At 61.1% G+C, this 21,521-nt stretch carries 21 protein-coding genes; 10 read left to right on the top strand and 11 right to left on the bottom strand.

All coding sequences use genetic code 11. The features are described 5' to 3' along the window. Window positions 1-80: 80 nt before the first annotated feature. Together AB5Y82_RS18825 and AB5Y82_RS18820 are read right to left on the bottom strand one after the other, a co-directional pair. A complete protein-coding gene (locus tag AB5Y82_RS18825; protein ID WP_368174381.1) occupies window positions 81-731 on the bottom strand; it encodes an HAD-IA family hydrolase in 651 nt (216 codons plus the stop codon). A 20-nt stretch (window positions 732-751) separates the two neighbouring features. Beyond that, complete coding sequence (locus tag AB5Y82_RS18820; protein ID WP_129503447.1) at window positions 752-997, bottom strand: hypothetical protein; 246 nt, start codon at window positions 995-997, stop codon at window positions 752-754. Window positions 998-1,113: 116 nt separating this feature from the next. On the opposite strand from AB5Y82_RS18820, the gene AB5Y82_RS18815 reads away from it, so the two are divergent. Further along, window positions 1,114-2,022: a LysR family transcriptional regulator gene (locus AB5Y82_RS18815; RefSeq protein WP_257124470.1), complete on the top strand. Its 909-nt coding sequence runs from the start codon at window positions 1,114-1,116 to the stop codon at window positions 2,020-2,022. Between the two features lie 92 nt (window positions 2,023-2,114). Here AB5Y82_RS18815 and AB5Y82_RS18810 read toward each other — a convergent pair whose 3' ends face one another. From AB5Y82_RS18810 to AB5Y82_RS18795, 4 genes are all read right to left on the bottom strand, one after another. Next, complete coding sequence (locus AB5Y82_RS18810) at window positions 2,115-3,053, bottom strand: diguanylate cyclase (protein WP_268011527.1); 939 nt, start codon at window positions 3,051-3,053, stop codon at window positions 2,115-2,117. A 199-nt stretch (window positions 3,054-3,252) separates the two neighbouring features. Further along, complete coding sequence (locus AB5Y82_RS18805; protein ID WP_159144614.1) at window positions 3,253-3,909, bottom strand: excalibur calcium-binding domain-containing protein; 657 nt, start codon at window positions 3,907-3,909, stop codon at window positions 3,253-3,255. Between the two features lie 131 nt (window positions 3,910-4,040). Beyond that, entirely contained in the window at window positions 4,041-4,607 is a 567-nt protein-coding gene (locus tag AB5Y82_RS18800) for a cysteine hydrolase family protein (RefSeq protein ID WP_267517809.1), read from the bottom strand. Between the two features lie 49 nt (window positions 4,608-4,656). Then, window positions 4,657-5,820 (bottom strand): FAD-dependent oxidoreductase, encoded by a 1,164-nt coding sequence (locus tag AB5Y82_RS18795; protein WP_368174380.1) that lies wholly within the window; start codon window positions 5,818-5,820, stop codon window positions 4,657-4,659. A 265-nt stretch (window positions 5,821-6,085) separates the two neighbouring features. On the opposite strand from AB5Y82_RS18795, the gene miaB reads away from it, so the two are divergent. The 5 genes from miaB to lnt all read left to right on the top strand — a co-directional run bounded on the left by miaB (window position 6,086) and on the right by lnt (window position 11,757). Further along, window positions 6,086-7,519 (top strand): tRNA (N6-isopentenyl adenosine(37)-C2)-methylthiotransferase MiaB, encoded by a 1,434-nt coding sequence (gene miaB / locus AB5Y82_RS18790; RefSeq protein ID WP_110302606.1) that lies wholly within the window; start codon window positions 6,086-6,088, stop codon window positions 7,517-7,519. Window positions 7,520-7,573: 54 nt separating this feature from the next. Continuing rightward, a complete protein-coding gene (locus AB5Y82_RS18785) occupies window positions 7,574-8,623 on the top strand; it encodes a PhoH family protein (protein WP_139463536.1) in 1,050 nt (349 codons plus the stop codon). Beyond that, the gene (gene ybeY, locus AB5Y82_RS18780; RefSeq protein ID WP_005354089.1) at window positions 8,620-9,084 is read left to right on the top strand and encodes an rRNA maturation RNase YbeY; all 465 of its coding nucleotides are present in this window, start codon (window positions 8,620-8,622) and stop codon (window positions 9,082-9,084) included. The genes AB5Y82_RS18785 and ybeY overlap by 4 nt, the downstream gene beginning before the upstream one ends. A gap of 95 nt (window positions 9,085-9,179) precedes the next feature. Next, the gene (corC, locus tag AB5Y82_RS18775; RefSeq protein ID WP_005354092.1) at window positions 9,180-10,064 is read left to right on the top strand and encodes a CNNM family magnesium/cobalt transport protein CorC; all 885 of its coding nucleotides are present in this window, start codon (window positions 9,180-9,182) and stop codon (window positions 10,062-10,064) included. A gap of 148 nt (window positions 10,065-10,212) precedes the next feature. Continuing rightward, window positions 10,213-11,757 carry an apolipoprotein N-acyltransferase gene (gene lnt / locus AB5Y82_RS18770; protein WP_323893086.1) on the top strand — a complete coding sequence of 515 codons (1,545 nt, stop codon included), beginning with the start codon at window positions 10,213-10,215 and terminating at the stop codon, window positions 11,755-11,757. A 67-nt stretch (window positions 11,758-11,824) separates the two neighbouring features. Here the strand turns inward: lnt and AB5Y82_RS18765 are convergent, their stop codons facing one another. The 3 genes from AB5Y82_RS18765 to AB5Y82_RS18755 all read right to left on the bottom strand — a co-directional run bounded on the left by AB5Y82_RS18765 (window position 11,825) and on the right by AB5Y82_RS18755 (window position 15,530). After that, the gene (locus tag AB5Y82_RS18765; RefSeq protein WP_368174379.1) at window positions 11,825-13,009 is read right to left on the bottom strand and encodes a MerR family transcriptional regulator; all 1,185 of its coding nucleotides are present in this window, start codon (window positions 13,007-13,009) and stop codon (window positions 11,825-11,827) included. A 177-nt stretch (window positions 13,010-13,186) separates the two neighbouring features. After that, the gene (gene recJ, locus AB5Y82_RS18760) at window positions 13,187-14,917 is read right to left on the bottom strand and encodes a single-stranded-DNA-specific exonuclease RecJ (RefSeq protein ID WP_368174378.1); all 1,731 of its coding nucleotides are present in this window, start codon (window positions 14,915-14,917) and stop codon (window positions 13,187-13,189) included. Continuing rightward, a complete protein-coding gene (locus AB5Y82_RS18755) occupies window positions 14,883-15,530 on the bottom strand; it encodes a disulfide isomerase DsbC N-terminal domain-containing protein (RefSeq protein WP_005335146.1) in 648 nt (215 codons plus the stop codon). The genes recJ and AB5Y82_RS18755 overlap by 35 nt, the downstream gene beginning before the upstream one ends. A gap of 316 nt (window positions 15,531-15,846) precedes the next feature. On the opposite strand from AB5Y82_RS18755, the gene mscL reads away from it, so the two are divergent. Continuing rightward, window positions 15,847-16,257, top strand: coding sequence for a large-conductance mechanosensitive channel protein MscL (mscL, locus tag AB5Y82_RS18750; RefSeq protein WP_047438040.1), 411 nt, complete (start codon window positions 15,847-15,849; stop codon window positions 16,255-16,257). Between the two features lie 72 nt (window positions 16,258-16,329). On the opposite strand, the gene xerD is transcribed toward mscL, so the two are convergent. After that, the gene (gene xerD / locus AB5Y82_RS18745) at window positions 16,330-17,229 is read right to left on the bottom strand and encodes a site-specific tyrosine recombinase XerD (protein ID WP_368174377.1); all 900 of its coding nucleotides are present in this window, start codon (window positions 17,227-17,229) and stop codon (window positions 16,330-16,332) included. A 250-nt stretch (window positions 17,230-17,479) separates the two neighbouring features. Between xerD and fldB the strand changes: the two genes are divergently transcribed. The 3 genes from fldB to AB5Y82_RS18730 all read left to right on the top strand — a co-directional run bounded on the left by fldB (window position 17,480) and on the right by AB5Y82_RS18730 (window position 20,941). Beyond that, the gene (gene fldB, locus AB5Y82_RS18740; protein ID WP_005348069.1) at window positions 17,480-17,998 is read left to right on the top strand and encodes a flavodoxin FldB; all 519 of its coding nucleotides are present in this window, start codon (window positions 17,480-17,482) and stop codon (window positions 17,996-17,998) included. Window positions 17,999-18,200: 202 nt separating this feature from the next. After that, complete coding sequence (locus tag AB5Y82_RS18735; RefSeq protein ID WP_201932343.1) at window positions 18,201-19,601, top strand: TldD/PmbA family protein; 1,401 nt, start codon at window positions 18,201-18,203, stop codon at window positions 19,599-19,601. Beyond that, on the top strand, window positions 19,601-20,941 hold the full coding sequence (locus AB5Y82_RS18730; protein ID WP_368174376.1) for a TldD/PmbA family protein: 1,341 nt from the start codon (window positions 19,601-19,603) through the stop codon (window positions 20,939-20,941). The genes AB5Y82_RS18735 and AB5Y82_RS18730 overlap by 1 nt, the downstream gene beginning before the upstream one ends. An 84-nt stretch (window positions 20,942-21,025) precedes the next feature. Here AB5Y82_RS18730 and AB5Y82_RS18725 read toward each other — a convergent pair whose 3' ends face one another. Continuing rightward, entirely contained in the window at window positions 21,026-21,520 is a 495-nt protein-coding gene (locus AB5Y82_RS18725; RefSeq protein ID WP_279461712.1) for a zinc ribbon-containing protein, read from the bottom strand. Between the last annotated feature and the right edge of the window lies 1 nt (window position 21,521).

Raw genomic sequence — 21,521 nt, 5'->3', positions numbered from 1 at the left:
CGTTTTCATTTCGACATCAAGAGTGCGGATAGCGATGGTTCATACCGCAATCTGCAGTCGTAAGACGCTCTATCCACCGCTCAGGCGGGCAGCTTTATCAGCAGGGACTCGCCTTCCTCCAACTCCACCTTCACCTCGCGCCAGTCGCGGATCACCGCCACCACCGCCGGATTGAGCGGCGCATCGCCCCCGACCTGCACCACGGTGCAACCTGCACGCAGGGCGCTCTCGATACCGGCCGGGGCATCCTCGAACACCAAGCAACGAGCGGGCGAGACGCCAAGCCGTTCAGCCCCCAGCAGATAGGGCTCGGGATCGGGCTTGCCATGGATCACAGCTTCGGCCCCCACCAGTACATGGGGCAGCGGCAAACCGGCACAACTCAGGCGATGGCGAGCAACCCGCTCACTGGCGGAGGTCACAATGGCCCAATGCTCTGGCGGCAAGCGGCGCAGCAACTCGCCAGCCCCAAAGATGGCGTCACCGCCGGTATGCAGCATCTCCAGCTCGTCGAGCCGCGCCGCTTCCCGCTCGACATCCAGTTGCGGGGCCAGCGCCCGGATCACCTCTCGCGAGCGCATGCCGTGGCACATCGCCAACACCGGCTCGGGTGCCAGCTGATGATGCTGGCACCAGAGCCGCCACACCTTCTCCACATCGCCGGTCGAGCAGACCAGGGTGCCATCCATATCGAGCAGCAGGGCGGATACCGACAGGGTGATCGTGTTCATGCCAGCACTCATACAGACACTCATACAGGCACCCCGGCCAGCTCGGGCAGAGAGCCAGAGAGTGCATCGGCAAAGGCCTGCTGCTGGGCGGCACGCTCATAACAGGCCAACGCCTGCTCGGCACTGCCAGCCCACACTTGCAAGGGGCCGACCACAAACCCCTGTTGCAACAGGCTGGCGAGCAGCTCCCCCGTCTCCGGGGCCACCAATGGCTGGGCCAGCACCAGCGTGCCCTTGATCAAAAAGAGATAGCGTTGGGTAGACATGATATGGCTCCTTGTTCCGGTTCAGAGGAGGGCGATTCCCCCCTTGCCACGCCATTAGAACAAGGCGATTAGATAATTTATAATCAATAAATCACCACTTTGAATAACCAATTGGAATGAAATTCGACTTGAGGCAACTGCAGGCGTTTGTGACGCTGGCCGACACCGCCAACTACCGGGAAGCGGCCAGCCGCCTCTTTATCACCCAACCGGCCCTCACCAAGCAGATCCAGGGGCTGGAGCAGACACTGGGCTGCACCCTGTTCAAGCGGGGTCGCCACGGCGCCGAGCTGACAGCGCTCGGTGCCCAGCTGCTCACTCAGGCGAGTGCGCTGGTCGAGCACGGTCGGGAGTTCGAAAGCCATGCGCTGGCGGTGGCGAGCGGGGTGGCCGGTCGGCTCAAGATTGGCTTCGGTCTGTCGAGTTTCGCACTGGCCCCTGCGCTGGTGGCCCGCTTCAAACAGCAGGTCACGGACGTGATGGTCCATCTGCAGGATATGCCCTCCGCCATCCAGCAGGAGCAGCTGCTCTCCGGCCAGTTGCAGCTTGGCTTTATGCGCAGACCTCAGACGCCGCAGTTGCAGGAGCACAGACTGCTGATCGACCGGCTGGTGCTGGCGGTGCCGACACGGATGAGCGAGCCAGACCCGACCGCATTCGACGTCCAGCAGGCACTGACCAGTCAACCCCTGTTGCAGATGGTGGGCCACCGCTGCCCCGGTCTCAGCCAGCAGATCGCCGGTTTTCTCGGCGCCAATCGGCTGACCGGCATGGTTCAGGAGGCCGAAGATATCCAGACGCTGGTGGCGCTGGTCGCGGCGGGCATCGGCAACGCCATCCTGCCTCGCAGCGTCAGCTTTATCGCAGGGCCCGATGTCACCCTCTATCCCCTCTCAGGCCCCAGCTCCGAGTGGGAGGTCAGCATGGTATGGAATCCGGACTTTGCCGACCCCATCCGGGATCACTTCGTCAGGCAGGTGATCGCCAGCCATCCCCTGCCGGTGTCGGCCACGCCCGAGCGCTGAAACCAACGCTCGCTGGTAGCCAACATCGTGCCACGTCAAAACAGTGCGCCCCCATCAAGGGGGCGCATGCAGGACAAAAGCGGCAATGCGGCTCAACAGCTGGCGCAGTGGCTACGGTTTTTACCCGCCCCCTTGGCGCAATAAAGCGCCGCATCGGCCGCAGCCAGCAACGCCCCTTCCCCCTCCAGCGGTTGCTCTGCCGTGTAGGTTGCAATGCCAATGCTGGCGCTAAGCTGAATATTATTTGCCACCACGATGTCGAGATCGTTGATGGCCTGGCGGATCTCCTCTCCAATCCGCTGGGCCGCATCTCGATCGGTATTGCCGAGGATCAGGGCAAACTCGTCACCACCAAAACGACAGGGCAGATCCGCCGGACGCTGGCAGAAGGATTGCAGAAGATGGCCCACCAGCTGGAGGGAGCCATCCCCCATCTGATGACCAAGATGGTCATTGCACGCCTTGAAGTTATCCAGATCCAGCATGATGAGGGAGAGCGGTGTGTGTTCACGCATGCTGCGCCGCCACTCGTTATGCAAAAAGCTGTTGAACAGCCGCCGATTGGCCAGTCCGGTCAAGGGATCATGTTGGGAGAGGCTGGCAACTTCCAGCTCCAGCAGCTTGCGCTCGGTGATATTGATATGGGCGATGGAAAAATACTCGGCATCAAGCCCGGGTACCGGCGCTACTCGCATCATAAACCAGCGCTGGGTGTCGGGGCTGTGGCAGGGGTATTCCAGATAGAACTTCTCCTGCTGATGACGGATAACCCGGAGGATCCCCTCCACGGCAGCCAATCCCGAGGGCTCGGCTTCATCGTCACAAGCCCCCATGTAATTGACTCCGAGCCAGTTATATCCCTTGGGCATGCCATTTTGTTCACCAAACAGCTCCCAGGCGAGATTGGTGTAATGGATCACTCCATCCCGGTCTATCACCGATATCTGGTCTTCCAGCGAATCCAGCAGCGCAGCCAGATAATGAGCCCGCTCGGAGAAGTGACTTCGCGGCCTCTGTATATCATCCACCATGATGGCCATCCTGTGGCAAAAGTGGCATACCGCCATTTATTAACAATTAAGTCAGCAGATAGAGTAAAGCACCCAATTTCCACTTAGCCAACTGAGACCAAATTTCACCATCGAACACCATCCGGCAAGGTTTCAGGCCAGTTTCCCTGTTCCGGATAACAAGAGCACATCATGAGCATATGTATCTGATAAGTCACAATTAATGACCACACCACTGATTTTCGCAGGGGATACCATCGCCCTCTCCGTCCATTTTGGTGTTCGGGCAATGTTGCAAAAACCAGGTTGCCTCCTCGCAGGAGGTCATCTGGGAGCAATGCTGCCGACCATCACACTGGCGAATAAAGGTCGTTGCCTGTGGCGCGCTGACCTCCGCCTGATTGAAAGAGGAGACCGGCAATGGCGCCATCGACTCGGCCGAGAAACGGGAATAGATGGAAAAGAGGCCGACGAGCACCAGCAGGGGGATCAATTTGCCACTCCAACTGCTCTTGCGACGTCGATAGGGGTTACTCCGCTCTCTGGTAGAAGTGGGTCGTGGCGGCTGACTTGCCGCCCGAAACGATGGCGCCGCCGATGATGCGGCCGACGGCACGGCATCCGCCAACGTGAGCGGGCGATCGGGGAAAAAGACCTGTAACGCCCTTGGCTTGCCATCCTGGCCACTGCCAATCAGATAGGTGACACGCTCCCCCGGCTCTGGCACCCGGCCATCTGATTGCAGTGCCGTAACATGCACAAACAGCCCTGCACCGCGTGACCCATTGATTGCCTGCTCGGCGCCATTTTGCTCCGGCGTAATAAATCCAAAGCCGCGCGCCTCGTTCCAGCTCGCGATCCGTCCCTGATAACGCATCTGTCCATCCTTGTTGTTATCCATGTGAGCACTATCTTGCCCGACAATCATGTTGCCCAAAAGTGCTGCGGCCCGACAGGGGCCGCAGAGTCAATCTCAAAACGGTGATCGGGTGCAGCCTGCGTTAAGGATCAAGCCAGCTGGGACACCTTGATGATCTCGGCGATGCGACCCAGCATCCGCAGCGAGGTGTGATGCTCGGTGGCATCTGCGGCGGCGCAGGCATCCTCCAGAATGGTGATGGCGTAGTCACGATCGTGACCATCCCGCGCTGCCGCCTGAATGGCCCAGCTAGTGCTCACCCCGCACAGATAGAGGTGGTCGATGTGGTTGGCCCGCAGCGCAGGCTCCAGCGCCGTGCCATAGAAGGGGCTGACCCTGGGCTTGGCCAGCACCAGCTCACCGGGTTGCACATCCAGATCCGGATGAAAGTCGGTGCCGCTGTCAGCCAAAGAGAGCGCCCCCAACTGGTGAGCGCGACCAAACATGGGGGAGCCTTTGGGTTGCAGCTGATAGCCGCCGTCAAAGCCCACCTTGATCAGCACCACCAGCCAGCGGTGGGCGCGGGCATGGGCCAGCGCCTGATTGGCATGCGCGATGGCATCCTGCTCCACCACATGGGCAGCCGAGGCGGCAATGCGCCCGTCGGGGTGGGCGATGTCGTTGATAAAATCGATCACCAGCAGTGCCTTGTTCATCACCTTTGCTCCTTCGCGCATTCAGCCCGTGCTATCTGGTTTCTACCTGTCAAACCAGCCCCAGTGCATAGCGCAGCGCCATCTCCTTCAATGGGCCCGCCTTGTCCGCCAGGTTGAGGGCCAGATTGCGGGCCAGCTTGAGCGGGCCAATCTCGTTGCTGAACACCCCGTAGAAGAGATCCATCCCCGACTGCATCAGCAGGTTGTCAGGACGACGGCGCCACTCGTAACGCTCGGCCAACGCCAGTTGATGCCAGTCGGCGCCAGCTCCTTGCAGCAGATCAGTCCAGCAGGCCACATCCTTGAAGCCAAGGTTGACCCCCTGCCCCGCCAGCGGGTTGATGGTGTGGGCGGCATCGCCAAGCAGCACCACCCGACCGGCGTGGTAGTCGTTGGCGTGGCGGCGCACCAGCGGGAAGCTCCCCTTGCCGGTGACGGTAAATCCGCCGAGCCGACTCGGGAAGTGGCGGCGCACTTCGGCGGCAAGCCCTTCGTTGCTCATGGTCGCCAGCGCGCGGATACGGGCCGGGCTGTCATACCACACCAGAGAGCCGTGCTGGCCTGGTAGTGGCAGGAAGGCGCGCGGGCCGCTCGGGGTGAACTGCTGCCAGGTGATATCTTCCTGCGCAAAGTCGGTGTCGATATTGATCAGCATGCAGTGCTGGCGGTACTCGAAGCGCGATACGCCGATACCCGCCAGCTTGCGGGTGTGAGATTCAGCACCATCGCAAGCCAGCACCCAGCGGGCCGCCAGTTCAGTGCCGTCATCCAGAGTCAGCACAGCTTCATCTGCACTCTGGCGCAGGCTGGTCACCGCCGCCGGGGTGTGGGTCTGGATGGTGGGGAAATCCTCCATCCGTTTGAGCAGGGCGAGCTGCACCAGCCGGTTTTCGATGATGTAGCCGAGCTGGGGCAGGCCAAGATCGGCGGCATTGAAGCGGGTGGCAAAACCGTCCAGCTCCCAGGTCTCCAGTCGGCGGTAGGGGCAGAGCCGCATCTGCTGCAGATGGTGCCAGGCACCGGCCTGCTCCAGCAGCGCCACCGAGGCCTGACTGATGGCGGAGACCCGCAGATCCAGCGGCTGCTCCGGCGCGTAATGCTCCGGCAGTTGGGTCTCGATGACCCGCACTGAGAGACCCTGAGCCGCCAGCAGACAGGCGGTGGCGGCGCCCACCATGCCGGCGCCGACGATGGCGATATCACACTGTTCCATACATTTATTCCTGAAAGGGTGCGTCCGGCGACAGCGCCCGGACGTGAACCGGATGGCAGCATGATAGCGCAAGGGCGGCTGATAAACAGTGAGACAAACGGGGAATTGCTGCGTCAAATCAAGGAGAAAGCGTATTGAGCTTGCAGGCAACAGGTATCGGGTGAGCACCATTGCCAGCTGGATATTAGCTAGGCAGTATCCAGATTGCGGAGTAAAATGCGCGGTCCTTTGACCATGCCGATTTCAAAACAAGTCAAGAGAAGCAATGAGCAAGAAACTTCACATTAAAACCTGGGGTTGCCAGATGAACGAGTATGACTCGTCCAAAATGGCCGACCTGTTGGATGCCAGCAATGGCTACACCCTTACCGAAGAGCCCGAAGAGGCAGATGTCTTGCTGCTCAATACCTGCTCCATCCGCGAAAAGGCGCAGGAGAAGGTGTTCCACCAGCTGGGACGCTGGAAAAAGCTCAAGGCCAACAAGCCCGGTCTGGTGATCGGCGTGGGTGGCTGCGTTGCCTCTCAGGAGGGCGATGCCATCCGCCAGCGCGCTCCCTATGTGGATATCGTGTTCGGCCCGCAGACCCTGCATCGCCTGCCCGCCATGATCAAGGAAGTGCAAGAGGGCCATGGTGCCCAGGTTGATATCGCCTTCCCCGAGATCGAAAAATTCGACAGCCTGCCCGAACCGCGCGCCGAAGGGGCTACCGCGTTCGTCTCCATCATGGAAGGCTGCTCCAAATACTGTACTTACTGCGTGGTGCCCTACACCCGCGGTGAAGAGGTGAGCCGACCGCTGGACGACGTGCTCTACGAAATCGCCCAGCTCGCCCAGCAGGGCGTGCGCGAAGTGAACCTGCTCGGCCAGAACGTCAACGCCTACCGCGGTCCGACCTTTGATGGCGGCATCTGCACCTTCGCCGAGTTGCTGCGTCTGGTGGCCGCTATCGACGGTATCGATCGCATTCGCTACACCACCAGCCACCCGATCGAGTTCACCGACGACATCATCGAAGTCTACAAAGATACCCCGGAAGTGGTCAGCTTCCTGCACCTGCCGGTGCAGAGCGGCTCTGATCGCATCCTGACCATGATGAAGCGCCCGCACACCATCCTGGAGTACAAATCCAAGATCCGTCGCCTGCGTGCCGCCCGTCCCGACATCACCATCAGCTCCGACTTCATCGTTGGCTTCCCGAACGAGACGGACGAAGACTTTGAAGCGACCATGAAGCTGATCGAGGATGTGGGTTTCGACATGAGCTTCAGCTTCATCTTCAGTCCGCGCCCGGGCACCCCGGCCGCCGACATGCCCGACGATGTCGACATGGAAGTGAAGAAAGCCCGTCTGGCCCGCCTGCAGCACGTCATCAACAACCAGGCGATGCAGATTGGCCGCGCCATGCTCGGCACCACCCAGCGCATCCTGGTGGAAGGGCCCTCCAAGCTCGATCCGATGCAGCTGTGTGGTCGCACCGAGAACAACCGGGTGGTCAACTTTGAAGGCCAGCACACCCTGATCGGCGGTTTTGCCGACGTGGAGATCACCGAGGTGCGTCCCAACTCCCTGCGCGGCAAGTTCATCCGCGGCGAGAGCGAGATGAACCTGCGGATCGCCACCGCCCCGAGCGAAATCCTGGCCCGTCGCCCGGATAACGTACCGGACGAGCTGGGCGTGGCCGCCTTCACCCCCCATTAATCCCCTCCTCCCCATTCGCCCGGCGGATGGGGAGCGCCTTGAGACGAGGATATTTTGAGCCGACACATCTCGACCCTGAATCTGCATCTGGAGCCCGCCGACAACCAGCGCCTTGCCAGCCTGTGCGGACCCTTCGATGACAACATCAAGCAGCTGGAACGCCGCCTCGGCGTCGAGATCAGCTACCGTGACAGCCACTTCCAGTTGGTGGGCAAACCGGCCCAGCTGGATGCCGCCGCCGTCATCCTCAAGCACCTCTATGTGGAAACCCAGCCCCTCAAGGGTGGCAAGGTGACCGACATCACCCCCGACATGGTCCATCTGGCCATTCAGGAGTCGCGGGTGCTGGAGCAGGATGACGAACCGGCGCCGAGCATCCCCTATGGCAAGGAGGTGACGGTCAAGACCAAGCGCGGTCTCATCAAGCCACGCAGCCCCAATCAGGCTCAGTACATCGCCAATATCGTGCGCCACGACATCTGCTTCGGCATCGGCCCGGCCGGTACCGGCAAGACCTATCTGGCGGTCGCGGCAGCCGTGGATGCGCTGGAGCGTCAGGAGATCCGCCGCATTCTGCTGACCCGTCCGGCGGTGGAAGCGGGTGAGAAACTGGGCTTCCTGCCCGGAGATCTCTCCCAGAAGGTGGATCCTTACCTGCGCCCGCTCTACGACGCCCTGTTCGAAATGCTGGGCTTTGAGCGGGTCGAGAAGCTGATGGAGCGCAACATCATCGAGGTGGCGCCGCTCGCCTATATGCGCGGAAGAACCCTCAATGACGCCTTTATCATTCTCGATGAGGCCCAGAACACCACCACTGAGCAGATGAAGATGTTCCTGACCCGGATCGGCTTCAACTCCAAGGCAGTGGTCACCGGTGACATCACCCAGGTAGACCTGCCGCGCAACGCCAAATCCGGCCTGCGCCATGCTCTGGAAGTGCTGCAAGGGGTCGATGGTCTGTCGTTCAACTTCTTCGAGTCCAAAGACGTGGTGCGCCACCCGGTGGTGGCCCGTATCGTGCAGGCTTACGAGGCATTCGATGCCAAACAGGCAGCGGAGAAGGTTACCGGCCAAACAAACGCCAGCAAAGAGAGCGAGCAATGAGCGTAACCCTGGATCTGCAGCTGGCCAGTGCCAGCACTGACGGCCTGCCCACCGAAGCCCAGCTGCAAGGCTGGCTCGATGGCACCATTCTCGGCTTCCAGCAGGAGGCAGAAGTGACGGTGCGCATCGTCGACGAGGCGGAGAGCAACGAGCTCAACCTCACCTATCGCGGCAAGGACAAGCCCACCAACGTGCTCTCCTTCCCGTTCGAGGCGCCACCCGGTCTGGAGCTGCCGCTGCTCGGCGATCTGGTGATCTGCCGTCAGGTGGTAGAGCGCGAGGCCGAGGAGCAGGGCAAGCCCCTCATGGCCCACTGGGCCCACATGGTTGTGCACGGCAGTCTGCATCTGCTAGGTTATGACCATATCGAGGATGAGGAAGCCGAAGAGATGGAAGCGCTTGAGCGCGACATCATGCAGGAGCTCGGTTTTGCCGATCCTTATCTGAACGACGAAGAGTAAAGAACCGGATGGTCATCGTCTTGAAACAGCAGATGACCATCCTTATATAACCCGAACTATTTCAAGTGTGTTCATACGAGTAACCAAGAGAGAAAATGACCGACGATCACCCTAGTACCGGCTCGCCGAAGAAAACCTGGCTCGACAAACTCAGCCAACTCTTCCAGGGCGAGCCAAAAGACCGCAATGATTTGGTAGACGTGATAGCCGATGCCGAAGAGCGCGACCTCATCGATCAGGACACCAAGGACATGATCGAGGGGGTGCTGGAGATCGCCGATCTTCGCGTGCGCGATATCATGATCCCCCGCTCCCAGATGGTGACCATCGAGAAGTCCCAACCGGTGGATGCAATCCTGCCGGTGATCATCGAGTCCGGCCACTCCCGCTTCCCGGTGATCAACGAGGACAAGGATCATGTGGAGGGCATTCTGCTCGCCAAGGATCTGCTCCCCTTCGGGTTTGGCGGCCATCACGCCAGCGAGCCGCTGCAGCTCGAGAAAATCTTGCGCCCCACGGTGATCGTGCCGGAAAGCAAACGGGTTGACCGTCTGCTCAAGGAGTTCCGTGAAGAGCGCTACCACATGGCCATTGTGGTCGACGAATTTGGTGGCGTCTCCGGTCTGGTGACCATCGAAGACATACTGGAACTGATCGTTGGCGAGATCGACGACGAGTTTGACGACATCGAGGATGAGCCGGACGAGATCCGCCGCCTCAGCAAGCGGGTCTTCTCCATCAGCGCCCTGACCGAGATCGAGGATTTCAACGACTTCTTCGGCACCAAATTCAGTGATGAAGAGGTAGATACGGTGGGTGGTCTGGTGATGCACGCCTTCAGCCACCTGCCCAAGAAGGGCGAGGAGATCGAGCTGGATGGCTACCTTTTCAAGGTGATGCATGCCGACCGGCGTCGTCTGCAGCAGCTGCAGGTGAAGATCCCCGAACACCACGCGGCGGCGCAATCCGAGCCGCAATAGGCAGATCCGCTCGATGTGTGAAACAACGCCCCGACCTCGGGGCGTTGTGCTCTCTGCCACCGGCATCGAGGCTCGCCGTTGCCCCGCTTACAGGTTAAGATACCGGCCATTCGACCCCAGTTGCACACCAAGACGAGCACCATCGCCCGTGAGATTATCCCCTGTTACTTCCAAAATTCTGTTAAGCCTCAGTGCATTGGCCTCTGGTGCCATCGCCGTGCTGGCCTTCTCCCCCTTCGGCTACTGGCCGCTGGTGATCCCCTCCCTGCTTGGCCTCTACGCCCTGCTGGACAAAGCCACGCCGAAACAGGCCGCCTGGCGCGGTTTTGGCTACGCCATGGGACTCTTTTTGCCGGGGCTATGGTGGATCCATGTCAGCATGACCGAGTTTGGCGGCATCCCGCTGCCGGTCGCCTTCGTGCTGCTGGCCGGGCTCTCCGCCTATCTGGCACTCTACCCGACGCTCGCCTGCTGGGTCTTTGCCCGCTTCTTTGGCGGCCGTCACTGGAGCCGCTGGCTGCTCGCCTTCCCGGCCCTGTGGTTGGTGGCTGACTGGCTGCGCGGCTGGGTGATGACCGGCTTCCCCTGGCTCTGGTTTGGTTACAGTCAGATCGACGGCCCCCTCAAGGGCTTTGCCCCCATTCTCGGGGTGCAGGGCATCACCCTAGCCCTGTTGCTGTCCGCCTCCGCTATCTGGCTGGTGTGGAAGTCCCGCTCGCCACTGTGGCTGGCGGTGCCTGCCCTGCTGGTGGCCGGTGCCCACGGTCTGATGCAGCTCAACTGGGTGACCCGTGGCGAGCCGGTCAAGGTGGCACTGGTGCAGGGCAATATTGCCCAGTCCCTCAAGTGGGATCCGGAGGCGCTGGCCCCCACGGTGCGCACCTATCAGGACTTGAGCCGCGAGAATCAGGATGCTGACATCATCATCTGGCCGGAGTCGGCGATCCCGGCCATCGAGAAGGCGATGGGCCCCTATCTGGAGAATCTGGACAAGGCGATGAAGGTGAACGATACCGGCCTGCTGGCCGGGATCATTCACTACGACGAGCAGCAACAGCGCTTCTACAATACCGTGCTCGGCATGGGGGTGCAGGATGCGGATGGCAAGGAGTCCTACTTCTACAACCACTCCAACCGCTACAACAAGTACCACCTGCTGCCCATCGGCGAGTTCGTGCCGTTTGAAGATCTGTTGCGCCCCATCGCCCCCTTCTTCAACCTGCCGATGTCCTCTTTCAGCCGGGGTGACGAAGTACAGACAAACCTGATCGCCAAGGGGCTCAAGTTTGCCGCCGCCATCTGCTACGAGATCATCTTCCCGGAAGAGGTGCGCCGCAACGTCAATACCGATACCGACTTCCTGCTGACCGTCTCCAACGACGCCTGGTTCGGCACCAGCATCGGCCCCTGGCAACATATGGAGATCGCCCGGATGCGCGCGCTGGAGCTAGCTCGTCCGCTGCTACGGGATACCAATACCGGCATCACCATCGTTACCGAGATTGACGGCAGCATCATCGGCCAGATCCCGCAGTTTGAAGCGGGCGTGCTGCGCAGCGAGGTGCGTCCCGCCCACGGTGAGACCCCCTATATGCGCTTTGGCAGCTGGCCCCTCTACGGTCTGACCGTGCTGCTGCTGGGTCTGGCGCTGGCGCTGCGCCCCAAGGCTCACCCCTGGGCCCGCGAGCTGTAATGGCCATCCACCATCCCTGATAAACAACGAGGCGCCCGCAGGCGCCTCGTTTTTTTACGACAGCTAATCACGCATCTTTTTGCAGGCAGCAGATCACATAGCCGTAACTGCCCAGATATTGGCGGTGGATGGCCACTTCCCGGCTCAAGTCCTGCCAGGCGGCACTCTCCCCCAGCTCGTCACGATAGCGCACCAGATTGACCTCGATGGGATCCAGATAGTTGTTCCAGGCGCTCATCGGCAACGGAGTGTGTGACAGACAGCGGTAGCCTGCCGCTTGTACCGTCTCAAGCAGGCCCGCCAGCGTCTGCATGGCGGGATAATCCTGCTGCCAGAATGCCAACGCCTCCTCGGGCGGGTTATCGGTCAGCCAGACCGCATCACTGAGCACGATGCAAGCCTGCGGACTCGCGAGTAGCGGACGCCACGCCTTCAGCGCATTGGCAACCCCCATCACGTAAGCGCTCCCCTCTGCCCAGATGAGGTCGGCCGGGGCCAGATCGTCCGGCAGTGCCGCCATGTTGGCGCAGAGGGTGGAGACATGCTCAAAGCCCGCAGCACGGGCGGAGTGCGCCACGGCGGCCAGTGCCTCCTCTTCCAGATCGATGGCCACAATGTCGGCATCGGTCACCTGAGCCAGTGCCATGGTCGAGGCCCCGCGCCCGCAGCCCATGTCGAGGATCCGGCACGGCCGGATGGGCAAGGCGGCAAACTGCTGCTGGGTGAAGGCGCGATCCCCCGGCCCCCAGTAACTCATGCCATCCAGCAGCTGGATAAAGTCCTTGATGTAACGCTCATGTTCATTCATGTCTTTGCTCAACCATTGCAAGTGGTAGCGATCTTTCTCGCTAAAACCCTGTTTCATCACCCACGCGAAGTAGGCCTCAGGTGCCTCGCGCTGCAGTTGCAGCTGCCAGGCCTTGAATTCCTCACCGGAGCGCGGGCGCAGCCCTGCCAGATCCGCCAACAGATCCCGGGCGCGCTGCATCCGCGCCAGCTCCTCATCCAGCTCCCTGACCCGGGCCTGCAATGCCGCTTGATCTATCTCGCCAGCCAGACAGGCGAGGCACTGCTTGAGGCTGAGACCACCTGCCTGCAGGGCCTGCACCATCTGCAGTCGCTGCAGATCCCCCTCGTCATAGTGGCGATAACCGTTGGCGGCCCGGGTGCCGGCAATCACCCCCAGCTTCTCGTAATAGAGCAGGGTGGAGCGGGCGAGACCGCAGCGGCGGGCCAGTTCGGATATTTTCATGGCAATCACTCACGGTGCGGGCCCTCAGGTGACCCGATAGAGACGAGCTTAAACTGTGAAGCTATAGACAGGTCAACGCCCTTTTCCAGAGATCCGCCAACAAAAACGGCCACCCGAGGGTGGCCGTTGTCAGCGCTATCTGTGATAAAGCGGCGATAGAGCAGCGATGCTACCGGCTCAGAGACCGGCCGCCTCCAGATGCTCCACCAGCAGCTGCACGCTGCGGTTGCCGCGCCACTCGTTGACGTCAAGCCGGTAGACAAGCCGCACCCGCTTGACCGAGGCATCGGGCCAGCGCTTGAGATCGACGCCAAAGGCGATGGCATCCACAGCATGACCGGAATCGGTTGTCAGCATCATCTTGAGGTGCTTCTCCCCCACCAGCCGCTGCTGAACCAGCACGAACTCGCCGTCGAACAGCGGCTCGGGGAAGGCCTGACCCCAGGGGCCGGAGGCGCGAATAAGCTCCGCCAGCTCGAGGTTGAGCTCGTCCGGCAACAACTCGCCATCGGTGAGCAACACCCCGGTCAAAAGCTCCGGTGTCACCAGCTCACTAATGACCGCCTCAAAGGCCCGACCGAACGCCTCGATGTTGGCCTTGGGCAGGGTCAACCCCGCCGCCATGGCGTGACCACCAAACTTGCCCATCAGGCCGGGATGGCGGGTATCGAGCAGTTCCAGCGCATCGCGCAGGTGCACCCCGGGGATGGATCGACCGGAGCCCTTGAGTTCAGTCTCGCTACTCTCGGCAAAGGCGATGACCGGGCGGTAGTACTTCTCCTTCACCTTGGAGGCCACCAGCCCCACCACCCCCTGATGCCACTCGTTGCGGTGCAGCACTATGCCCGACGGCACCTCGCCATCGCGAAACCGGATCTGCTCCAGGGTGGCGAGGGCCTCCTGCTGCATCCCCTGCTCGATCTCCTTGCGCTCCTGATTGAGGCTGTCCATCTCGGCCGCAAGCTGGCGCGCCAGATTGAGATCATCGCAGAGCAGACAGGCGACCCCGAGGGACATGTCATCGAGGCGCCCTACCGCATTGAGGCGTGGCCCCAGCGCAAAACCGAGGTCGGCGGCGGTGAGGCGGCGACCATCGCGGCCCGACACATCCACCAGCGCCTGAATGCCGGGGCGACAGCGCCCGGCCCGGATCCGCTGCAACCCCTGATGGACCAGGATGCGGTTGTTGCCATCGAGCGCCACCACGTCGGCAACCGTGCCGAGGGCCACCAGGTCGAGGTAATCCGCCACATTGGGGGCTCGCAACCCTTGCCGTTCGTACCAGCCGAGCTGACGCAGATGGGTGTTGAGGGCCGCCATCAGGTAGAAGGCCACCCCCACCCCGGCCAGCGACTTGGAGGGGAAATCGCAACCATGCTGGTTCGGGTTGACGATGGCATCGGCGTCAGGCAGCTCCTGACCCGGCAAATGGTGATCGGTAACCAGTACCTGCATGCCGGCCGCCTTGGCTGCCGCCACCCCGGCGATGCTGGAGATGCCGTTATCCACCGTGATCAGGAACTCGGCGCCGCGCGCCACCGCCAGCTCGACAATCTCGGGGGTGAGGCCGTAGCCAAACTCGAAGCGATTGGGCACCAGAAAATCGATATGGCGGCCACCCATGGCGCGCAGGGCCAGCACACACAGGGCCGAACTGGTGGCACCATCGCAGTCGAAGTCGCCGACGATAAGGATCCGTTTCTGGGCAGTCAGGGCATCCGCCAGCAGCGGCACCGCCTGTTCCATGCCATAGAGACGCTGGGGCGGCAACAGCTGGCTGGCGCTGCGCTTCAGCAGGGCGGGATCCTCTACGCCACGGCTGGCGAAGATTTGGCGAAGCAGGGGATGCAGGGTGGCAGGCAGATGGGAATCATCAACTCGCGGACGACGACGGATTTGCAGGGACATCAATATGATCCAGTATCTTGAGCAGCTGTTCGGGGCTCTGATACCCGCGCACCAGATCCCCGTCGGAGGAGACCCAGGCCGGCAGTACCTTGACCCCCAACCATTGGCTCAGGCCAATATTTTGGATAAGGGTCTCACTACATGCCGTTTGAGGCAAATAGGCTTTTAACGGATCATTTTGCAGTAGGGGATCGCTGCACCAGTCGGCGGCCCGTTCGGCGTGATCAATCACCGGATAGAGAGCCACGCTCACCCCGGATGCCTGCAGGTGTTGCAAGGTGCCGGAGAGCTGACGACGCTTGGCGTCCTGCTCGCCGAGAAACAGAGCGACCCGGTGACGCTCATCCCTGGCCTTGAGCACGATGGGGGCATGGGCCACCTGTGCCAAGCCAAGTCGGCGCTGCTCGCGCATACCCGAGATGGTCAGGTTCTTCATGTCGCGGGTCATATCCAGCATGACCCCCTGCACCACATAATCCCCTTTGGCATCGCTGTAGAGCACCCCCTGTGAGGTGCCCAGCATATACAACCCCGCGATCGGGGTCGGTTCAACCAGATAGACGGGGACCCCCAGCCGGGCTGTGATGGTCTGTTTCAAGGCTTGGGTATCCATCCCCGCTCTGGCAGCAAATGTGCACAAAAGCATCATTCCCAGTAGTAAATACTTCACTTGTTTACTCACGTGGTATGAATGAATCGACCCAGCAAACTACAGCAGCACAGCTCATCATTCAACCAGCTAATTACCAAAAAATTAATATCACTTTGTACCAAAAAAATGGCTCCCCCCGATTGCCAAGGACTCATAACGCCCGCAAGCTAGTCAGGACGACAGGAACAACGCGGCTTAGCCTCTGTTTTTCCTGACAAGAGTTCGCCCTTTGGCAAGGGTAATCAACGCGCTATCTTGTTTAATTTCGGAGGAAATAATGAGTCTGATTCAAGAGTTCAAAGCCTTTGCCGCCCGCGGCAACGTCATCGATATGGCGGTCGGTATCATCATTGGTGCCGCCTTCGGCAAAATTGTCTCCTCTTTTGTCGGTGACGTGATCATGCCGCCCATCGGCCTGATCCTGGGCGGCGTGGACTTCAGCGACCTGGCGGTCACTCTGAAGGCCGCAGAAGGTGCAACACCCGCCGTGGTCATCGCCTATGGCAAGTTCATCCAGACCATCATCGACTTTCTGATCATCTCTTTTGCCATCTTCATGGGACTGAAGGCCATCAACACCCTGAAGAAGAAGCAGGAAGAGGAAGCCGCCGCCCCGGCAGGCCCGACCAAGGATCAGGAGCTGCTGACCGAGATCCGTGATCTGCTGAAATCCCAACAAGGGAAATAAGCGCCATCTCCTGTCGTGTAGAGATAAAAAAACCGCCTGCTGGCGGTTTTTTGTTTTTGGGAGGCCAGCCACTCAAGCTCTGGGGTGATGCTCCCCGTGCAGCGCCTTGAGTCGCTCGTTGGCCACATGGGTGTAGATCTGGGTAGTGGAGAGATCCGCGTGACCCAGCAGCATCTGCACAACCCGCAGGTCGGCGCCGTGATTGAGCAGATGGGTGGCAAAGGCGTGGCGCAAGGTATGGGGGGATAGCTCGCCGTTAATCCCGGCCCGCTGCGCGTAAAGCTTAATGCGGTGCCAGAAGGTCTGGCGGGTCATCATACGGGCCTGCTTGGAGGGAAACACCACGTCCGAGCTGGTACCACCGAGCAGCAGGGTGCGGGCCTCCCGGTAGTAACGCTCCAGCCAGTGCATCGCCTCCTCGCCCATGGGCACCAACCGCTCCTTGTTGCCCTTGCCCACTACGCGCACCAAGCCCTGACGCAAACTGACATGCTCGGCAGTGAGCCCCACCAGCTCGGAGACCCGCAGCCCGGTAGCGTAGAGCAGCTCCAGCATCGCCTTGTCCCGCAGTTCCAGCGGGTCGTCCACCAGCGGCGCACTCAGCAGAGCCTCCACTTCCGTTTCGCTTAAATCGGAGGGGAGTTTTTTCGGCAGCTTGGGCCCCTCCAGCAGCACGGTCGGATCGTCGCTGCGCAGCTTCTCACGGTTGAGATACTGATAGAAACGGCGCAGGGCCGAGAGAAAACGGGCGGTGCTGCTGGCCGCAAACTGGTGATCGACCCGCCAGGCGAGGTAGTGCTGGATCTCGTCCATCCCCGCCAGCAGCAGCGAGCTCCCCTGCTCGTCGAGCCAGAGGGCGAACTTCTCCAGATCGCTGCGATAGGAGCTGACCGTGTTGTCAGACAATCCCCGCTCCAGCCAGAGGGCGTCGAGGAAGGGTTCAATCAGGGGATGTGGGTCAGGCTTGCTCATGGTGCGCTGCAATCAGGGGATCGATGGCCCATTGTAACGCGCCAACTCCTTGGAAAGACAAGGCACTTTCATTGGAAAGATAAGGCTCGTTTGCCGCGCCCCTTGCCGGGCGGTGAAGGTCGAATGGCAATCTGCTAGACTGGCGACCTCCCCTTACGTTACCCATCGTGTTGCCAACATGGCGCAGCCCACACGAGCATGCGAGAACGCGCCAACAGCAAGCGAGAAAGCGCCAACAGAGAGAAGAGCGATGAAGATTGGTCTGTTTTACGGTTCCACCACCTGCTACACCGAGATGGCTGCCGAGAAGATCCGCGCCCTCATCGGCCCCGAGCTGGTGGATATTCACAATATCAAGGATGTCTCCCTGCACCGGATGGAGGATTACGAGATCCTGATCCTCGGCATCTCCACCTGGGATTTTGGCGAACTGCAGGAGGACTGGGAGTCCCGCTGGGAAGATATCGCCGATCTCCATCTGGAGGGACGCATCGTGGCCCTGTTTGGCCTCGGCGATCAGCTCGGTTATGGCGAATGGTTCCAGGACGCCCTCGGCATGCTGCACGATCAGCTGGTGCCAAAAGGGGTCAAGCTGGTGGGCTACTGGCCCAACGAAGGGTACGAATTCGATGCCTCCAAGGCACTGATCGACGATGGCCGTCACTTCGTCGGGCTGGCCCTCGATGATGCCAACCAATATGACCAGACCGATCCGCGCATCGAGCAGTGGGTCGAACAGATCCTGAGCGAAATTCACGCCCTGCTCTGATCTTTCCCACGTTTTGGCAAAACGACCCTGAGCGCCTGGCCCTGGCCGCCGGGCGCAGTTATCGCACCGATTTTCTCAATCGGTATCATCGCATGACGCTATAGCGACTTTTTTGTGCTGGTCTGCAACAATGGACTCGACATCCCATAACAATCAGAGCCGGATGTCGGAAGCAAACGGACAGACCAGAAAAGGATATTCTATGACTCCATTCTCCCTGTTGGCCCCCGCCATCGCCCGTGACGTGCTCGATCACGCGCTGGCGCTGGGTGCCGATTTTGCCGAGCTGTTTGTGGAGCGCAAGCGCCGCAGCCAGCTCAGCCTGCTCTCCAGCCAGATAGAGAACATCAGCGGCGGCCTCGATTTCGGTATCGGCGTGCGCCTCTGTTACGGCCACAAGGTGCTCTACGGCTACACCAATCTGGCCAACCGCGACGAGCTGCTGCGCATCGTCACCCTGCTGGCGGCCAAAGACCGCCGCGACCCCGTGGTGACCGCCACCGCCTTCGATTTCACCCGCCTGACCGATCGCAACCCGGTGGCGCGGCCCCTGTCGGCAGACAAGCTGCTGGAGCAGAAGATCGCCTATCTGCACGCCATGGATGCGGCGGCCCGCGCCGAGAGCGACAAGGTGAGCCAGTTCTCCGGCAACGTGCTGGGCTGGGAGCAGGAGGTGGAGATCTTCAACAGCGAAGGGGTGCAAGTGGCCGATCGCCGCCACTACAACCGCATCATGGCCCAGACCATCGCCATGGAAGGGAGCGAGCAGAGCGTCGGTTACGAGGCCCCCGGCGCCCTGATGGGCTGGGAGCATGCCGATCGCATCGATCCGCGCGAGCTGGCCCTCACCGCAACCCGTCAGGCACTGGTGAAGCTGGGTGCGGCTCCCTGCCCGAGCGGCACCCTGCCGGTCATCATGGAGAACGGCTTTGGCGGCGTCATCTTCCACGAGGCGTGCGGTCATCTGCTGGAGACCACCTCGGTGGCCAAGAAGGCGTCGGTGTTCCACGACAAGATGGGCCAACTTATCGCCAATCCGGTGGTCAATGCGGTGGACGAGGGACTGCAAGGCAACGCCTGGGGCTCCATCAACGTCGATGACGAGGGAATGGCGACCCAGCATACCCAGCTCATCAAGGATGGCGTCCTGACCGGTTTTCTGGTGGACAGAATGGGTGCCCTCAAAACAGGCTACGCACGCACCGGCTCAGGGCGGCGCGAATCCTACAAGTACGCCCCCACCTCGCGCATGCGCAACACCTATATCGAACCGGGCAACCACAGCCTCGACGATATGCTGGCCACCGTCGAACATGGCATCTACGCCAAGAAGATGGGGGGCGGCTCGGTACAGCCCGGCACCGGCGAGTTCAACTTCAATGTGCAAGAGGCCTACCTCATCGAGCACGGCAAGATCACCAAACCGCTCAAGTCGGCCACCCTGATCGGTACCGGCCCGCAGGTGCTGAAAGAGATCTCCATGGTGGGCCGCAATCTGGCGCTGGCCGCCGGCATGTGCGGCTCTGTCTCGGGCTCGGTCCCCACCTCGGTGGGCCAGCCGGCGCTGAAAGTAGACAATATTCTGGTGGGAGGAAACGCCTGATGAGCACCATCGACATGAATCAACTGCTCACCCGCCTGCTGGATAAAGTGGCCGACCTTGGTGCCGAGGCAGACATCATCGCCAATCAGGAGAGAGCCTTCTCCCTCAAGGCAGACAAGGGCGAGCTGGGTGAATACAAGGTCACCAGCAGCCAGCAACTGGGTATTCGCCTGATAAAAGAGGGTCGGGTCGGCATCGCCTACTCGGAATCCCTCGATGAGCTGGCGCTGGATGCCATGCTGCAGGATGCGCTCGATGCCAGCCGCTTTGCCAAGGTGGATGCGGATCAGCGCATCTCGGTGGCCAATAGCCGTATCACCACAGATTGCGCCGAGATCAATCAGCCTGATACCACGCCGGTTGAGGAGAAGATCGCTCTGGCCCTGCGCCTGGAATCTGACATGCTGGCCATGCCCGATGTGAGCGGCGCCCCCTACAACAGCTTCTTCGAAGGTGAGAGCCAGCTCTGGCTCGCCAACAGTCAGGGCACCCTCTGTCAGCACGGCGAGTTCAGCGTCGGCTGCTACAGCTCGGCGCTGGTGGAACGGGATGGCCGCCAGTCGATGCACTCGCAGGGGCAGTATGGCCGTCGCTTCGACGAGCTGGATAGTCAGGCCCTGATCGAGCAGATCTACGCCATCGCCGATGGTCTGCTGCCCGGTGAAGCGGTGCCGAGCGGTCGCTACAGCGTCATCTTCAGTACCAACTGCTTTGCCAGCCTGTTTGGCTGCTTTCAGGGCGTGCTGTCGGGCAAGTGGGCCCAGCAGGGGATCAACCCCTGGCGCAACAAGGTCGGCCAGAGCGTGGCGTCACGCTGGCTTACTCTGGAGAGCCGGGTCTATATGCCTGGCGGCATGAACATCAAGGCGTTTGATGGCGAGGGGGCGGCCAGCTCGGATCTGCTGCTGATTGGCGAAGGGGAGCTGAAGACCCTGCTCCACAACAGCGCCACGGCCCGCCACTTTGGCGTCGCCAGCAACGGCTCGGCCGCTCGCGGTGCCCGCAGCGCCCTCGATGTGACCGCTCGCCATCTGGTGTTTGGCGCGGGCCCCCACTGCGAAACGGAAGTGCAGAGCGGCGACTATCTGGAGCTGGTCAAGCTGGATGGCCTGCATTCGGGTGCCGATGCGGTGAGCGGCGACTTCTCCTTTGGCGCATCAGGATTCCTCTGCCGAGATGGGGTTCGCCTGCAGCCGGTACGCGGCATCACGGTGGCGGGCAACTTCTACCGCCTGCTGGGTGAGCTGGAAGCGGTCGGCGATACCTTGCACCACAACGATGGCAAGGGCTTCTACGCCCCGCTGATCCGTTTTGGCGGCCTCTCCGTCGCGGGCAAGTAAACGCCCCAACGAAACCTGCAAGCAAGAAAAAGGCGCCTGATGGCGCCTTTTTGCTCGTTGTCTCGTCCGAATTGATGGCATGACTCAGGGCGAGAGCGGCTCGCGATGATACTCGGCGCAGCCGCATTCGGGGCAAGTATCGAGCTGCTGGGGATGCAGCACGGTATGGCGCCAGCCACACTGGTCGCACACCATGACCCCGAGCCCTACCCAGTCACCCGCTTCGTAAACACCCTTGTGCTCCAACTCGTCGGCCAGCTCCCGCCACTCCACCTGGGCGCGGTCGGTCACATCCGCCAGCCAGGACCAGGCGGTGTCTTTGAGGGCCAGCATAAAGGCAGACTCTTCCACCTGCGCACTATCGTCATGGCGCCCCTCGTCATAGTTGCCCAGATCCCGCTTCACATACTCGGCGATCAGCGCCAGTTCGTCCTGAGTCAGGTCGCTGGCTGCCTCCAGATAGGCCTGCACCTTGGCAATCATCCGGTTGAGGCGCTCCCCCTGGAACTGCTCTGTCTCTTGCCACTGCTTTTGCAGTTCGGCAATGAAGGTTTCATACCCTTTTTGACGTTTGTCCATG

Source organism: Aeromonas sp. s13 (assembly GCF_040907905.1).
Taxonomy (GTDB): domain Bacteria; phylum Pseudomonadota; class Gammaproteobacteria; order Enterobacterales; family Aeromonadaceae; genus Aeromonas; species Aeromonas veronii.
Note: the sequence above shows the minus strand (reverse complement) of the source record. Positions and strands in the feature narration are given on the sequence as shown.

Excerpts from the sequence above, each read along its gene's own strand:
- AB5Y82_RS18825 (WP_368174381.1), bottom strand. The coding sequence starts at position 731 with ATGAACACGATCACCCTGTCGGTATCCGCCCTGCTGCTCGATATGGAT.
- AB5Y82_RS18820 (WP_129503447.1), bottom strand. The coding sequence starts at position 997 with ATGTCTACCCAACGCTATCTCTTTTTGATCAAGGGCACGCTGGTGCTG.
- AB5Y82_RS18815 (WP_257124470.1), top strand. The coding sequence starts at position 1,114 with ATGAAATTCGACTTGAGGCAACTGCAGGCGTTTGTGACGCTGGCCGAC.
- AB5Y82_RS18810 (WP_268011527.1), bottom strand. The coding sequence starts at position 3,053 with ATGGTGGATGATATACAGAGGCCGCGAAGTCACTTCTCCGAGCGGGCT.
- AB5Y82_RS18805 (WP_159144614.1), bottom strand. The coding sequence starts at position 3,909 with ATGCGTTATCAGGGACGGATCGCGAGCTGGAACGAGGCGCGCGGCTTT.
- AB5Y82_RS18800 (WP_267517809.1), bottom strand. The coding sequence starts at position 4,607 with ATGAACAAGGCACTGCTGGTGATCGATTTTATCAACGACATCGCCCAC.
- AB5Y82_RS18795 (WP_368174380.1), bottom strand. The coding sequence starts at position 5,820 with ATGGAACAGTGTGATATCGCCATCGTCGGCGCCGGCATGGTGGGCGCC.
- miaB (WP_110302606.1), top strand. The coding sequence starts at position 6,086 with ATGAGCAAGAAACTTCACATTAAAACCTGGGGTTGCCAGATGAACGAG.
- ybeY (WP_005354089.1), top strand. The coding sequence starts at position 8,620 with ATGAGCGTAACCCTGGATCTGCAGCTGGCCAGTGCCAGCACTGACGGC.
- corC (WP_005354092.1), top strand. The coding sequence starts at position 9,180 with ATGACCGACGATCACCCTAGTACCGGCTCGCCGAAGAAAACCTGGCTC.
- AB5Y82_RS18765 (WP_368174379.1), bottom strand. The coding sequence starts at position 13,009 with ATGAAAATATCCGAACTGGCCCGCCGCTGCGGTCTCGCCCGCTCCACC.
- recJ (WP_368174378.1), bottom strand. The coding sequence starts at position 14,917 with ATGTCCCTGCAAATCCGTCGTCGTCCGCGAGTTGATGATTCCCATCTG.
- AB5Y82_RS18755 (WP_005335146.1), bottom strand. The coding sequence starts at position 15,530 with ATGGATACCCAAGCCTTGAAACAGACCATCACAGCCCGGCTGGGGGTC.
- mscL (WP_047438040.1), top strand. The coding sequence starts at position 15,847 with ATGAGTCTGATTCAAGAGTTCAAAGCCTTTGCCGCCCGCGGCAACGTC.
- xerD (WP_368174377.1), bottom strand. The coding sequence starts at position 17,229 with ATGAGCAAGCCTGACCCACATCCCCTGATTGAACCCTTCCTCGACGCC.
- fldB (WP_005348069.1), top strand. The coding sequence starts at position 17,480 with ATGAAGATTGGTCTGTTTTACGGTTCCACCACCTGCTACACCGAGATG.
- AB5Y82_RS18735 (WP_201932343.1), top strand. The coding sequence starts at position 18,201 with ATGACTCCATTCTCCCTGTTGGCCCCCGCCATCGCCCGTGACGTGCTC.
- AB5Y82_RS18730 (WP_368174376.1), top strand. The coding sequence starts at position 19,601 with ATGAGCACCATCGACATGAATCAACTGCTCACCCGCCTGCTGGATAAA.
- AB5Y82_RS18725 (WP_279461712.1), bottom strand. The coding sequence starts at position 21,520 with ATGGACAAACGTCAAAAAGGGTATGAAACCTTCATTGCCGAACTGCAA.